The following is a 13,193-nucleotide window of genomic DNA, read 5'->3' as shown; positions in this document are numbered from 1 at the left end:
TCGGTGTATTCCTGACAGGACTTTTTCCTTTAGTATGGTTTTTGTCCCATTCGGATGAAGTTTTATGCAAGGACGACGGTTTCGCATGGCAAATTATTTTTGGGTGTGGATGTTGTTCCTTGTTGTGAACGCAGATGATCCGGTCATGGAAAGTGATGCCGCAATGTTGAAGGCTACATGCAGGATCATTTGGGAATTATAAAGCAGAAAGCATATTCATATTTTAGCAATACAATAGAACAAGACATGGAAAAATTAAGATCCACTACGGTAGTGGCGATCAAACATAACGGTGAAGTAGTCATTGGTGCGGACGGCCAGGCCACGTTGGGCAATACCGTGGCCAAGAGCAGTGTCAATAAAGTGAGGAAACTCCAAGGCGGAAAAATAGTCACGGGATTTGCAGGTTCCACAGCGGATGCATTTACGCTGTTGGAAAAATTCGAAGAAAAGCTGGGAGCCTACGGAAATAATATGAAAAGGGCGGCGGTAGAATTGGCCAAAGAATGGCGCACCGACCGTATGCTGAGTAAATTGGAGGCGATGATGATCGTCGCAGACGCTGATGATGTGCTGATCATTTCCGGGACAGGAGATGTGATCGAACCGGATATGGAAATTGCGACGATAGGCTCTGGGAGTATGTATGCCCAGTCCGCGGCCAGAGCGTTCAAAAAGTTTGCCACGCAGCTTACAGCAGAGGAAATGGTAAGGGAGAGCCTGACGATAGCTGCAGATATCTGCATCTACACCAACCACAATTTGGTGGTGGAAAAAGTGACCTCTTGATTTAAGGAAGCTTTTTTGCCATCAATGCCATTTCGTGTAAGGAATTAAAGCAGATGACAGTCAGTGCGAAGTTAAGGGCCTTAGAGTGCCCGATGATTTCACGCTGGTGGTCTTCTTGCTTGATTAGGGATATTTGGATGTAGCCAAAGAGATAAAATGCACTGTCAGCTCCCCACTTTCTGGGTGAGGTGGTGGAGCAGTATTTTGGTGATGGCTTCTTTGTCCATTGGTTTTGCGGTAAAGTCGTCGAGGCCTGCCGTTTGACTTTTTTGTTTTTCATTGTTCAAGATTCCGGCTGTCAGGGCAATGATCGGAGTATGCCTGTCAGTACCTTCGATTTCACGAATCTTTTGGGTGGCTTCATAGCCATTTAGCACGGGCATTTGGATATCCATAAAGATCATGTCCACTTCATTGTTTTGGAACACTTCCACCGCCTGCTTTCCGTTTTTGGCCTCCAAAATAGTTGATTTTGGCACGAGGGAACGAAGCAGCTTTTTGGTCAGGATCATATTGACCATATTGTCTTCTGCAATTAAAAAAGTAGGGGATATGACTTCGAGTTCTTTAAGGTCATTTGGCTGGGGCAATATAGTTGAGCTTACTTCATGCACGGGCTCAGTATTGAATAGCTTCTGTGCAATGTCCAGAAAATCAGGTTTCTTAAAGGGTTTGATAAGAAAAGCATCCACGTGTTCTGGAAGGGTGGCGTCCCGTACAAAAGCGTTGTGCATGAGGATGACCTTGGTCGTCTCAGGAATCAGGGTGTTTTCTTGGAGTTTTTTGATCAATGAAATGCCATCAATGCTGTAGAGGCTTTGATTGATCAAGATCAGGTCAAAAGGACCTTCTTTTTCCAATAATGACTGGGCTTGCGCATCATTTTTCGCCAATTTGGAGGTACCCTTGAGTCTTCTAATAATCGTGCTGATGACTTGACGATGGCGCTTGTTATCATCGATGACAAGAACCTGACGATTGGATAGTAGGGTAGAAGGGACTTCCTCGGCATTCTTCTTGAGCACGACAAGATCCAGGTCAAACCAAAATGTACTGCCTTTACCCATTTCACTTTCCAAATGGATTTGGCTATCCATCATTTCCAGTAATTTTTTGGAAATGGCCAGACCAAGTCCGGTTCCACCAAATTTGCGGCTAGTGGAAGAATCTTCTTGGGTAAAGGCACTGAATATTTTGGCCTGGTTCTTTTTGTTAATCCCTGTTCCGGTGTCTTTTACCATAAACCGGATGGTGGCTTCCCCGTTTGGAAGCGACCTTACATAGGATATTTTCAGGATGATTTCACCTTTTGAGGTAAATTTCACCGCATTGCCCAAGAGGTTGATCAGGATTTGTTTTAGCCTAAGCTGGTCGGCCATCACAGAGAAGGGGATGTCCTCGTCGATATCCAAGATCAGTTCGAGTTTTTTCTTGTGGGCATGAAAAGCAATCAGGTTAACGGCCTCAATTCCCAAGGCATACATTTCTGTGGGAGCCTTTTCTATTTCAAGCTTGCCGGCTTCTATTTTGGAGAAGTCCAGAATATCGTTGACGATTTCCATCAAAGACTTTGCTGATTGGTTGATGAGGTTGATGTATTGTCTTTGGCTGGCGTCCAAGCTGGTGGAGCTGAGCAGGTCTGAAAAGCCGATGACACCGTTTAGGGGAGTCCTGATTTCGTGGCTCATGCTGCTGATAAAGTCCGATTTTGCCCGGTTGGCCGATTCTGCCTGCTGTTTGGCCTTTCTGATCCTGTAAGTGCTAAACAGGATGAACGTGGCCAGGATAATCATCAGGATAAAACCAATGAGAAAAATGTTCCTTTTGAAGATTTGTTGCTGCAGTTTTTCATTGATGAGTTTTTCGTTCAGGGCCATTTCGGTATTGATGGCGTCCAAGCGCTGGTCAAAGTCAAACTGTGCTTCCAACTTGCCCATGCTTTTGGCATTCAGCTCACCATGGAGGCTGTCTTCCAAGGCGGTATATTCTTTTTGGTAATTGAGGGCTTGCTTCCAATTTCCCAATGCTTCATAATAGTGGGCATACATTTGGTTGATCTCCATCATATGCTCCCGATACTGGTTTCGGGTGCTGATGGTCTTGCCTATGTCCAAGTAGCGCTTAGCCATATAATACTGGCCAGAAGCTAAATATAAGCGGGACAGTCGGATGATGACACTTACTGTGGTGAAGTAGTAAGCGTTCTCGTTTTTCAGGATATTGTAGCATGCGGTGTAGTTCCCAATAGCTGCTGTTGTATCCCCTTCTGCCACATTGATATCCCCCAGCGTCCTATGGGCAAAGGATGAAAGAAATTGATTGCTCCCTTTTTTAATGTAAGGAGTGATCAGGTCTCGGGCCTCTCCATAGTTGCCCATTTGGGTCAAAATCCAAGCAATATTGTTTAGCGCCCTTCCGGTAAGCATACTGTCATTTAGGGGCTTACTTTTTTCATAAGCCTGTTTAAAATATCCCAGCGCATCCTCAAGTTGGTCGGTGCTTCCGCTATAAATAGCGCCAATATTCAGTAGAGACTTGACCAATAGCCGCTGGTTGTTCAGCGGAACGATGCTTTGGTGGCCCTTGAACGCATACTCAATGGCCATGGCATACTGGTTCATCCGGAAATAGATCCAGCCCAGATTGATCATGCTTTCTGCTTCGCCTAAGCTGTAGTTGATTTTTCGGGCTTGATCGAGTGCTATGATGGAATTGTCAAGGGCTTTCTGGGTATCTTTCTCAATGTTTTTTTCAGCCCAATTGTTCAGGCTATCAATTTTACCTTCCAACGATAAGGCCAAGTGCGGCGAATTGACCTGAAAGGACATCGCCTCAGAGAATGGCATCATCGAAATGAGCTGAAGGATCAATATGAAACGAAGAAGTTTCATCGAGAATTTTTTCTAGGGGTTATTAATCGACGAACTGGTTGGTAAACAGGGGAATGGCTATTCTATTTTGGTGTCGTAGACCTGCACCTTTTTCCATTTTTCTTCATGCTTGGCAATGAATTTTTTGTGCGTTTCATGAATTTGGTAAATATTATGGTCTTCCATGGTCCTAAAATGCACGGTAAGCGACACATGAAAGGAATGGTCCACAGCTTCCCTTCTGGCAGTGGCTGCGGGTTTACCAATATAAGCCTTCTTGATGCTGTCAATTTTGATAAGGTCTTCGCAGCCCTTGAGGAAGCTTTTCATGTCCTTTTCTGGGTCTTTGAGCCAAAAATAGACCTGATGGATCAACAAGTCTTTAGCAGGAGCTGCTTTGGCGCTTAACGGGAGAAAAAGGCTCGTACCAATTACCCCCAATCGATTAAGAAATGATCTTCTGGTTTTCATAGTTGTTTTTATATCTTCAATTTAATTGAAAAAATAAGTGGTTATTCAGGAATTACTTAAACATCTTTGGGTCATTAACCGACAAATAAACATAATTGCTTATTCATGCTATATAATTGAATTTTATTAGTGTTTACTTTGCTAATGTATAAAAAAAGGATAAAATATCAGTCATATGAATTATAGAAAACTAGGAGGTACCGACATCGAGGTTTCAGAAGTTTCACTTGGCACCTGGCAAGTAGGTGGCGGCTGGGGAGGAGGCTTTGATGAAAAAGCTGCAGCCAAGATCTTGCATGAAGCCGTCGATGGTGGTGTAAACTTCATCGATACCGCAGATGTCTATGATGATGGAAAAAGTGAAGCGGCGGTAGGCAGGCTGCTCAAGGAACGAAGCGAACAGCTCTACGTGGCCAGTAAATGTGGCAGGCAGATAAACCCTCATGTGAGTGAAGGATATACCCCTGAAGCTCTTCGGAAATACGTGGAAGCAAGCCTGAAGAACATTGGAATAGAAACGTTGGATCTGATCCAACTCCACTGTCCACCCACGGCCGTGTACCGGCGGGACGAGATTTTTGAGCTGTTTGATCGGTTAAAGGAAGAAGGGAAAATCAAGCATCTCGGCGTAAGTGTGGAAAAGGTAACGGAAGCGGAGTTGGCGCTGAATTACCCCAATGTGAAAACGGTGCAGATCATCTTCAACATGTTTCGTCAAAAGCCAGCCGACAGCTTTTTTGAACTAGCCAAAGCCAAAGATGTGGGTGTTATCGTTCGGGTGCCTTTGGCCAGCGGCCTTCTCAGTGGAAAGATGGACCGTGAAAGGGTGTTTGATAAAAATGACCACCGTCATTTCAATAGAGAAGGACAAGCTTTTGATAAAGGAGAGACATTTTCCGGAGTGGATTTTGAGAAGGGACTGGAAGCAGTAGCTGCACTCAAGGATGTTTTGGGAGAAGAGGAACCTTTGGCGGCTTGGGCTTTACGTTGGATTTTGATGTTTGACCAAGTAAGTACGGTCATCCCAGGAGCATCTCGGCCATCCCAGGTAAAGGCCAACCTGCTTGCATCGGCCTTACCTGCCTTGACCGCTCAGCAAATGGAGGCTGTTAAAGCAGTCTATGCACAATATATCAAACCCGATGTACATCATTTGTGGTAATTAAAACAAGCATTTATGCATTATAACCAGTTAGGAAAATCAAACATCAAAATCAGTGAGGTTTCGTTTGGCTGTATGTCCCTGAAGGGGAGCAAGAAGGAAAATATACAACTCATTCACCAAGCTATTGAGCACGGCATCAATTATTTTGATACGGCAGACCTGTATGATGCAGGCGAAAATGAGAAAGTCGTGGGAGAGGCGCTGAAAGGGCTTCGTCAAGATGTGGTGCTGGCCACCAAAGTGGGAAACGAGTTACGGGCTGATGGAAGCGGCTGGGATTGGAACCCCCGGAAATCCTATATCCTCAAGGCCGTCGATAAGAGCCTCAAGCGGTTGAAGACCGACTATATTGATCTTTACCAACTGCACGGGGGAACCTTGGATGACCCGATTGATGAAACTATTGAAGCCTTTGAATTGCTCAAATCCCAGGGGAAAATCCGAGAATATGGCATTTCTTCCATACGCCCCAATGTCATCCGCCAGTATGTGGAAAAATCAAACATAGCAGGAGTGATGCTGCAATATAGTTTGTTAGACAGAAGACCGGAAGAATCCGTCTTGGACTTGCTGGAACAAAACGGCATCAGTGTCTTGGTGCGCGGAGGATACGCCAAGGGGATGTTGCTGGATAAACCTGCCAAGGAATATTTAGACTGGTCGGAAAAAGATGTTCGCCAGGTGAAGGAAAAGCTGATGACGCTGAGCAAAAACCAAGAAACTGTTCAGCAAGTAGCGTTAAAGTACCCGTTGGCACATGCGGCGGTGACAACTGTTGTTTCTGGCATTCGAACATACGAGCAGCTGTTGAGCACGATGGAAGCATTAGAAGCGGGGCCAGCGGTAGATGGCATTATCCAGCAGCTCAAAGCTGACCTGAAGCCCAATTTTTATGAAGCCCATCGATGAGCCACCCTTTGTGTAGGGGTGACTTTCAGTTGGTATTGGGGAACAGTGAAAGCATCCCATGTTTTGGACCGCTGGTCGATGGAGTATCGGCCAACTCGCGCGCATTTCTTACCAAAAGAAACCCCTTTTGTTGGTAGAAAATCATGCTTCCTTTTCCTCAGGCCATGTCGCCAGATGAAAAGGGAGTTCAGGTAAAAAAAGCAAGGTGTTTAGGATTATGTGGCTAACCGATTGATAGCCAAAACCAGTGGTGTAAAAATAAAGGCTTCTTTTACTAAAAATTTCACTATCGCTATAAAATACCGAATCATAAACCGCCGAAGGTTATTGAATCCCCAAACTTTTCGCTATTTTTGACGTATAAGATTACGGCAGTTTTGTCAACTATTTTGAAAATTTGTAACACACATATCAGAAAAAATCTAGCAATACTGTTAATGGTATTGTTCACTGGATTTATCTTTACACCTATAGTCGTCACGATTATAGATGCAAAGACTGATGTGTCCATGTTTTATTCTGTGGTGGAAGAGGAAGAAAATGCTGAAAACCACAAAACTGAAAAATCAACATTTTTTAAGCGAAATGAAATGATGGCATTATCAATGATCTTGGCCGATGAAGAAATCAGTCCAAGGTTTCATTTGGAAAGTGATTATGCCTTTGTCATGGGCGACCAATTTTGCCCACCTCCCGAATTCTCTTAAGTTTTACTCGTTCCTTTAGGTACTGAATTTCCGTGCCTCAAGCTGTTTGCAATCATGCGTGGCAGCAGTGTGCTGAGCTCTTTATTGGCGCAAATCAATCGATTACTAAAAAAATCAAAACGAATAAATTTTATGACAAAGGTGAAAAATCTCTTTGCAAACCTTAGATCAGATATTCCATCGGGACTGGTAGTCTTCTTAGTCGCCCTTCCGTTATGTTTGGGCATTGCCTTGGCTTCTGGAGCCCCATTATTCTCTGGGATAATCACGGGCATTGTGGGCGGTATCGTGGTAGGACTGCTGAGCCAATCCCATGTAAGTGTGTCAGGACCAGCAGCAGGATTGACGGCCATTGTAATTGTAGCCATTCAGGATTTGGGAGGTTTCCAGATTTTTCTGGTGGCAGTGGTATTGGCCGGTTTGATGCAGCTTGTCCTTGGTTTTCTTAAAGCAGGAAGCATTTCCAATTACATCCCAAGTAATGTCATAACCGGCATGTTGGCCGGTATCGGTGTCATCATATTTTTGAAACAAGTGCCTGTAGCGCTTGGATCAGATGCTGAAGTAGGTTCTGGTCTAGACATTTTCACGGGATTGGCGGCTTCCTTTATGGACATGAAAATGGGAGTGATACTGGTGACGGCAGTTTCATTATTTATCTTGATCGCATGGGGGAGTGTCCCCGCCCTTAAGCGTCTAAAACTCGTACCTCCTGCACTTGTGGCAGTAGTAGCTGGTGTTATCGTCAATGAGCTTTTTATCATGAGTGGCAGCGCCCTCGCAATAGGAGAGAAGTACTTGGTAAGCCTTCCTGTACCGACTACTCCAGAAGAATTTAAAGGTTTGATCACCATGCCGCAGTTTGCAGAGATCGGTAATCCTGAAGTGTGGATTGTGGCCGCTACAATAGCCGTGGTGGCTTCTATTGAAACGCTATTATGTATTGAAGCGGCAGATCGAATGGATCCCATGAAGCGGGTAACCAATACCAATGTAGAGCTAAAAGCCCAAGGTATCGGTAATATTATCAGTGGAATGATCGGAGGACTTCCCATGACCTCAGTAGTGGTAAGAACCACCGCCAATGTGAACTCTGGAGCAAAATCAAAAATGTCAGCGGTAATCCATGGCTTTTTCTTGCTGATCAGTGTGTTGACCATTCCGTTTATCCTAAATAAGATTCCGTTGGCCACCCTGGCGGCCATCTTGCTGATGATCGGGTTTAAGTTGGCCAACCCAGCTACCTTCAAGTACTTCTGGAACCAAGGAAAGTACCAGTTTATTCCATTTATCGCCACCCTTACAGGGGTCGTGTTTTTGGATCTTCTGAAAGGAGTAGCGTTGGGGCTTGTGATCAGTGTTTTCTTTATCCTTAGAGGAAATGCAAGACGCGTATACTATTTCAATAAGGAAGGTTATCAAGACGGGGACGTGATCCATGTGGACCTGGCCCAAGAGGTGTCTTTCCTGAACAAAGCAGCCATCAAGCAGACCTTAAATCATATCCCTAATGGGGCAAGAGTGGTCATTGATGCTTCAGATACCGTTTATGTGGCGCATGACGTGCTAGAGCTTATTCGGGAATTCAAAAAAATCCAAGCTCCAGAAAGGGAAATATCCGTAAAATTGGTAGGCTTTAAGGATGCCTATAACCTTGAAAATGACATGGATGAATCCAATCATGTTTCTACCGAGCACAAAAACATCATCAATTACCGTAAAAAAGGAAGTACTTCACACCGTGAGGTGATTTCTGATTTAATTAACGGAAATAATTAAATTCGTATTACAGAACCTGTCCAGAGACAGCCAAAATCTAAAAGGAAGCTTAATGCTTCCTTTTTAATGCACGGTGATGCAGGCCTGTAAGTAGAAATACCCAAATATTTGTATTATTTAAATAAACTAACCAAAATATGAAAGCACATACTGCGGAAACCCAAGCGTCAGTAACTCCTCAAAAAGCATTGGCTTTTTTGAAAGAAGGTAATGAACGGTTTGTAAACAACTTGAAATTAAACAGACACCTTCTTAACCAAGTAAATGATACCCGTGATGGCCAGTGGCCCTTTGCTATAGTGCTGAGCTGCATCGATAGCCGGACTTCTGCGGAGTTGATTTTTGATCAGGGATTGGGGGATATCTTCAGCGTGCGGATTGCAGGTAATGTAGCCAATGAAGACATTCTGGGCAGCATGGAGTATGCCTGTAAGGTAGCAGGCTCCAAGTTGGTCGTAGTCCTTGGTCATAGTAAGTGCGGAGCCGTTACTGGTGCCTGTGCTGAAGTAAAGATGGGAAACCTAACAGGGTTATTGGAAAAAGTGAATCCTTCCATTGAGAGGATCAGCCAAAAGTCCGATAAAGAACATACCGATCCGGCATTCGTGGAAGAAGTTTCCAAACAAAATGTTTTGGATACCATGGATGTGATTTTGGAAAAAAGTGATGTCCTAAAGGAGCTTTTCGATGAAGGCAAAATAGGACTTGCCGGAGCGTATTATGATGTGGAGACAGGAGAGGTAACCGTGACCAAAGAGATGTTCAAGTAATCACAATAAGTAGCTGTTTGATTTTATGAAAAGGGATGGTCGTTTGGCAAGGTGGTGGTAATACGCTCCGCTTTGAGCCATTTCCACTTCCATTAAAGCACCGGTTGCCGTTTCCAGTGTGATCTATCCACCTTTGGCGGAACCGGCCCCAAAGGCATTAGTGCTTTATCAAACCGAGACTATACGTTAAAGAGCGACTGTTCTATTTGAGAACAGTCGCTTTTCTTTTTCTATGAGATCAAATGGGATCAAGCAATATTTCTGGGGGACGAATTTTGACATGGTCTTATGAAATAGAATTTCATACCGTTAAAACGATGGACTTCCTCAATAGGGCAAACGCTTTTAAAAAAAAAGTTCCTATTTGCATTTATATCTGCCGTTCCTACGGAACTTACCCTTTTGTGTGTAATCATTGTTGGTGCAGGTGACAACCTGGACCTTCTATATGCCCCTCCGCCAAAGGCGGATTAGGCAGGAAGCCCAGTTGTTAGCGCATATGCAGGGTATAACCTCATCCAAGCCAACCACTATACATGAGCAGATAGCCGTGACGACTTGTGCGATCCAAATTAACAAATCATTCTTTCAGCCTATTCCGCCATTCGGCACCATAGGCTACTGCGGTTTCCAATGTGCACATCGTGGCAAAGTGCCTGCGGCACGATAAATTTTGTAACCTGCGGATTCATCCGCAGGAACTTAAGGGCTCCCCAACTTCCCGAAGGAGTGCCAGCGGCACGGATGATAGCTCCTCTACACGAAATTAATACTAAAAGCATTTGCCACATTTGACAAACCATCAGGGAAATCGCTATTAGCCCCTTGAAGTTCTTTAATTCAGGCTTACACCTCTTTACTAACAGTTTAAAAGTGTTTGCCCTGGGGGAACTGACAATTTTTATTATGGAGTAAAATGCCCCCAACTTTTCGGCTTGATCCTGAATTTTGACATGTTCTTATGAAAGAAAATTTTACACCTTTAATACGATGGTTTTCCTTTATCCGCACGAATGGGTTTTAGCGGGAATTTGTAGGGAATAGGGCAGTCAATGCGGCTAAAACGGAAAACGTTGGATGGGGTAATTTACTATGGGCTTCACCCATGGCTATGAATGTGTCGAGGTTGTTTCATGATAAATAATCCGTCATCACGAGCGGAGTGAAGTGATCTCGATGTACTTTCATTGCACGTATGACGAGATTGCTTCTTCCGACATCCATCGGAATCGCAATGAGGACTTATGAGACAACCTCTTGCTTTCGAGTTTACATCATACACCATACCACGGATTAAGCCATATTTCTGGGGGCAGCTTTATTTAAAAGATGCAATTTCATCTATGAACTGGGTGAATCCAAGCTTTGTCGAGAAGTCCTCTACATAGCCAAAGGCATGGGCATCGTAAGCTTTTAAGTCAAGTAAGCTACTGATAAAAGATTTGAACACGGATTTGCCATTTCTTAAGCGTCCTATCTGTGTTTATCAGCGTTCATCCGTGGCCAAATAGCAACCAAAGGTGGCGAAGAACATATTTACCCATCGAAATAGGCTACCCCCAATTTTCGGCTTGATCCGCCTTGTGCCCTTGTGGCATTTTTATTTATCCGTGGTTTTGCCGTTAAGTAAAACTGGCAGTCCCCAATTTTTTTGCTTGATCCGTCAAACGATCTACCAAGACGGATCAAGCCAATATTTTGTGGGCGTGTTATCTCAAAAGAATCTAATTCCAATCAGAAAGGGATTGAACCCGATTGCATGAGGGTTTTCTTTCAGTAGGGATTAGAATTATTTTTTATGCGACATATCATATCTCCGCTACCACATATTTCTACTAACCATATATCATCTTTAGTGGAGCATTTGAAATAAACTTCTCCTCCATGATTAGCCTCAATTTTTAGCAAAACTAACCATCGCCAAACCAGCAAAGGTGATGCTGATGAGTGGGCATTACTTGGTCGACATGTTTTTTTCGCCGAGGAGAACCACGTCTTTTGCCTGTACCTCTGTGACGTACTTTTTTTCGCCCTGGGCGTCATTATAACTCCTGTTGATCAGTTTGCCTTCAATGGCTATTTCCGTACCCTTATCGGTGTATTTGTGGATGATTTCTGCCAGTTTCCCCCAAGCGACGACTTGGTGCCAAGTGGTGTCTTCGATGCGTTCACCTTTGGCATTTTTATAGACCTCATTCGTGGCCAAACTTATGCGTGCTAAGGCATTGCCATTATCAAGGACTTTGTAGTCTGCCTTCGCGCCCAATCTACCGATCAATTGTACTTTGTTTCTAAGGGTGTTCATAACTTTTTGGTTTTGGTGAAAAACTGATAAATAATTGATGTGTTCGTGTAGATCAAAGGTGGGAGAAACGTGCGTGATTAGTCGGTTGATATCCGTTTGTTGCCGTTTGTAATCGTTTGTAAACGGATGCATTCGGGTATATACGGTTGATAAAGCGTTTTAAATTGTGTATATTCCAATAATTTTTGATTTTAATGAGTAGCGTACATGATGTTTTTAGATGATAAGAAATGCCTAAATTGCCAAAAGCCCATTCAAGGGAGGTCGGACAAGAAATTCTGTGATGACTTTTGCCGCAGCCATTATAACAACCACCTCAAGTCCGGTAAATACCAAATGGTCCGAAAGATCAATAATGCCCTGAAAAAGAACCGCCGAATACTTGCCATGGCACTAAGTGATGTCAAAGAAACCATGCGGATCTCCAGAGAGCAGCTTCTCCTGAAGGGCTTCCAGTTTAAGTACCATACCCACCGGTATGTCAACAAAAGAGGGGATGTCTATATTTACTGCTATGATTATGGCTACTTACAGCTGGACAGTGATTGGTTTTTGGTCGTAAAGATCAAGGAGGCCGGTTGATCAGCGGCAAATTTTTGGATATCTTACCAAAAAGGAAGATGGTATCCCAGGAAAAAAAATTACTCAAAGTGGCCTTTGGTTTAGCCATCTTTACGATGGTGTACAATTTGGCCGAAGGAATTCTGGCAACCCATTGGGGAATGGAGGATGAGAGCTTAGCACTTTTTGGTTTTGGGACGGACAGCTTTATCGAGGTGATCTCCGGAATGGGAATCGCACATATGGTGGTCAGAATCGGGCGTAATCCAGGAAGTAAACGTGACGAGTTTGAGCGGACGGCCTTACGGATTACGGGATTTGCTTTTTATATCTTGGTCGTCGGATTGGCCATTTCAAGCTTTTATAATATTTGGACCGGACATCAGCCGGTTACGACATTTTGGGGGATGGTGATCTCGGTCGTTTCCATCTTGGTGATGTGGGCCTTGGTGATTGGGAAACGTAGGGTGGGGAAACAGCTCCAATCTGAACCGATCTTGGCAGATGCCAATTGCACCTTGGTTTGTATTTACATGTCCGTCATTTTATTGATCAGCAGTGGCCTTTACGAATGGTTTGGAGTTCCTTATGTGGACAGTGTTGGGACCTTGGGACTGGCCTATTTTGCCTTTAAGGAAGGAAGAGAGTGCTTTGAGAAAGCCAATAGTGATTGGTATTGTGGCTGTGATTGAGGGAGAACCTCCAGTAAAAGCCAGATCATGAACAGTTTCTCCCTAACCTGGCGTTGGAGGTTTATGAGTTAAATTAGCTTGAATTTGTTAAATTAGCTTACCGTGCCAGAGCGTTTCGGGTATTGGGAGTTTTTAATATGGGTTAGAACATTTTTTGATACCAAAAAACACGAGG

General features: G+C 43.9%; 11 protein-coding genes. 8 read left to right on the top strand and 3 right to left on the bottom strand.

Annotation, left to right across the window (positions count from 1 at the left end):
• The first annotated feature begins 246 nt into the window (after nucleotides 1-246).
• Complete coding sequence (gene hslV / locus ECHVI_RS18880) at nucleotides 247-789, top strand: ATP-dependent protease subunit HslV (RefSeq protein ID WP_015267638.1); 543 nt, start codon at nucleotides 247-249, stop codon at nucleotides 787-789.
• A 164-nt stretch (nucleotides 790-953) separates the two neighbouring features.
• Here hslV and ECHVI_RS18875 read toward each other — a convergent pair whose 3' ends face one another.
• Both ECHVI_RS18875 and ECHVI_RS18870 read right to left on the bottom strand, forming a co-directional pair.
• Nucleotides 954-3,680: a tetratricopeptide repeat-containing hybrid sensor histidine kinase/response regulator gene (locus ECHVI_RS18875; RefSeq protein ID WP_015267637.1), complete on the bottom strand. Its 2,727-nt coding sequence runs from the start codon at nucleotides 3,678-3,680 to the stop codon at nucleotides 954-956.
• Between the two features lie 57 nt (nucleotides 3,681-3,737).
• Nucleotides 3,738-4,130 (bottom strand): Dabb family protein, encoded by a 393-nt coding sequence (locus ECHVI_RS18870; RefSeq protein ID WP_015267636.1) that lies wholly within the window; start codon nucleotides 4,128-4,130, stop codon nucleotides 3,738-3,740.
• Between the two features lie 175 nt (nucleotides 4,131-4,305).
• Between ECHVI_RS18870 and ECHVI_RS18865 the strand changes: the two genes are divergently transcribed.
• The 5 genes from ECHVI_RS18865 (at nucleotide 4,306) to ECHVI_RS18845 (ending at nucleotide 9,460) form a co-directional block, all read left to right on the top strand.
• Entirely contained in the window at nucleotides 4,306-5,292 is a 987-nt protein-coding gene (locus ECHVI_RS18865; protein WP_015267635.1) for an aldo/keto reductase, read from the top strand.
• A 15-nt stretch (nucleotides 5,293-5,307) separates the two neighbouring features.
• Nucleotides 5,308-6,204, top strand: a complete 897-nt coding sequence (locus ECHVI_RS18860; protein ID WP_015267634.1) for an aldo/keto reductase — start codon at nucleotides 5,308-5,310, stop codon at nucleotides 6,202-6,204.
• A gap of 437 nt (nucleotides 6,205-6,641) precedes the next feature.
• Nucleotides 6,642-6,911: a hypothetical protein gene (locus ECHVI_RS18855; RefSeq protein WP_015267633.1), complete on the top strand. Its 270-nt coding sequence runs from the start codon at nucleotides 6,642-6,644 to the stop codon at nucleotides 6,909-6,911.
• Between the two features lie 132 nt (nucleotides 6,912-7,043).
• Entirely contained in the window at nucleotides 7,044-8,690 is a 1,647-nt protein-coding gene (locus ECHVI_RS18850) for a SulP family inorganic anion transporter (RefSeq protein WP_015267632.1), read from the top strand.
• A 137-nt stretch (nucleotides 8,691-8,827) separates the two neighbouring features.
• Complete coding sequence (locus ECHVI_RS18845) at nucleotides 8,828-9,460, top strand: carbonic anhydrase family protein (RefSeq protein WP_015267631.1); 633 nt, start codon at nucleotides 8,828-8,830, stop codon at nucleotides 9,458-9,460.
• Between the two features lie 1,954 nt (nucleotides 9,461-11,414).
• Here the strand turns inward: ECHVI_RS18845 and ECHVI_RS18840 are convergent.
• Nucleotides 11,415-11,765, bottom strand: coding sequence for a single-stranded DNA-binding protein (locus ECHVI_RS18840; protein WP_041740023.1), 351 nt, complete (start codon nucleotides 11,763-11,765; stop codon nucleotides 11,415-11,417).
• Nucleotides 11,766-11,972: 207 nt separating this feature from the next.
• Between ECHVI_RS18840 and ECHVI_RS18835 the strand changes: the two genes are divergently transcribed.
• Nucleotides 11,973-12,347 carry a hypothetical protein gene (locus ECHVI_RS18835; protein WP_015267629.1) on the top strand — a complete coding sequence of 125 codons (375 nt, stop codon included), beginning with the start codon at nucleotides 11,973-11,975 and terminating at the stop codon, nucleotides 12,345-12,347.
• A 38-nt stretch (nucleotides 12,348-12,385) separates the two neighbouring features.
• Nucleotides 12,386-13,018, top strand: coding sequence for a cation efflux transmembrane domain-containing protein (locus ECHVI_RS18830; protein ID WP_015267628.1), 633 nt, complete (start codon nucleotides 12,386-12,388; stop codon nucleotides 13,016-13,018).
• Nucleotides 13,019-13,193 lie beyond the last annotated feature (175 nt).

It is taken from the genome of Echinicola vietnamensis DSM 17526 (genome assembly GCF_000325705.1).
In the GTDB taxonomy this organism is placed as follows: Bacteria; Bacteroidota; Bacteroidia; order Cytophagales; family Cyclobacteriaceae; genus Echinicola; species Echinicola vietnamensis.
The sequence above is the reverse complement of the archived record's forward strand: the minus strand, read 5'-3'. Positions and strand labels throughout refer to the sequence as shown.

Excerpts from the sequence above, each read along its gene's own strand:
- hslV (WP_015267638.1), top strand. The coding sequence starts at position 247 with ATGGAAAAATTAAGATCCACTACGGTAGTGGCGATCAAACATAACGGT.
- ECHVI_RS18875 (WP_015267637.1), bottom strand. The coding sequence starts at position 3,680 with ATGAAACTTCTTCGTTTCATATTGATCCTTCAGCTCATTTCGATGATG.
- ECHVI_RS18870 (WP_015267636.1), bottom strand. The coding sequence starts at position 4,130 with ATGAAAACCAGAAGATCATTTCTTAATCGATTGGGGGTAATTGGTACG.
- ECHVI_RS18865 (WP_015267635.1), top strand. The coding sequence starts at position 4,306 with ATGAATTATAGAAAACTAGGAGGTACCGACATCGAGGTTTCAGAAGTT.
- ECHVI_RS18860 (WP_015267634.1), top strand. The coding sequence starts at position 5,308 with ATGCATTATAACCAGTTAGGAAAATCAAACATCAAAATCAGTGAGGTT.
- ECHVI_RS18855 (WP_015267633.1), top strand. The coding sequence starts at position 6,642 with ATGGTATTGTTCACTGGATTTATCTTTACACCTATAGTCGTCACGATT.
- ECHVI_RS18850 (WP_015267632.1), top strand. The coding sequence starts at position 7,044 with ATGACAAAGGTGAAAAATCTCTTTGCAAACCTTAGATCAGATATTCCA.
- ECHVI_RS18845 (WP_015267631.1), top strand. The coding sequence starts at position 8,828 with ATGAAAGCACATACTGCGGAAACCCAAGCGTCAGTAACTCCTCAAAAA.
- ECHVI_RS18840 (WP_041740023.1), bottom strand. The coding sequence starts at position 11,765 with ATGAACACCCTTAGAAACAAAGTACAATTGATCGGTAGATTGGGCGCG.
- ECHVI_RS18835 (WP_015267629.1), top strand. The coding sequence starts at position 11,973 with ATGATGTTTTTAGATGATAAGAAATGCCTAAATTGCCAAAAGCCCATT.
- ECHVI_RS18830 (WP_015267628.1), top strand. The coding sequence starts at position 12,386 with ATGGTATCCCAGGAAAAAAAATTACTCAAAGTGGCCTTTGGTTTAGCC.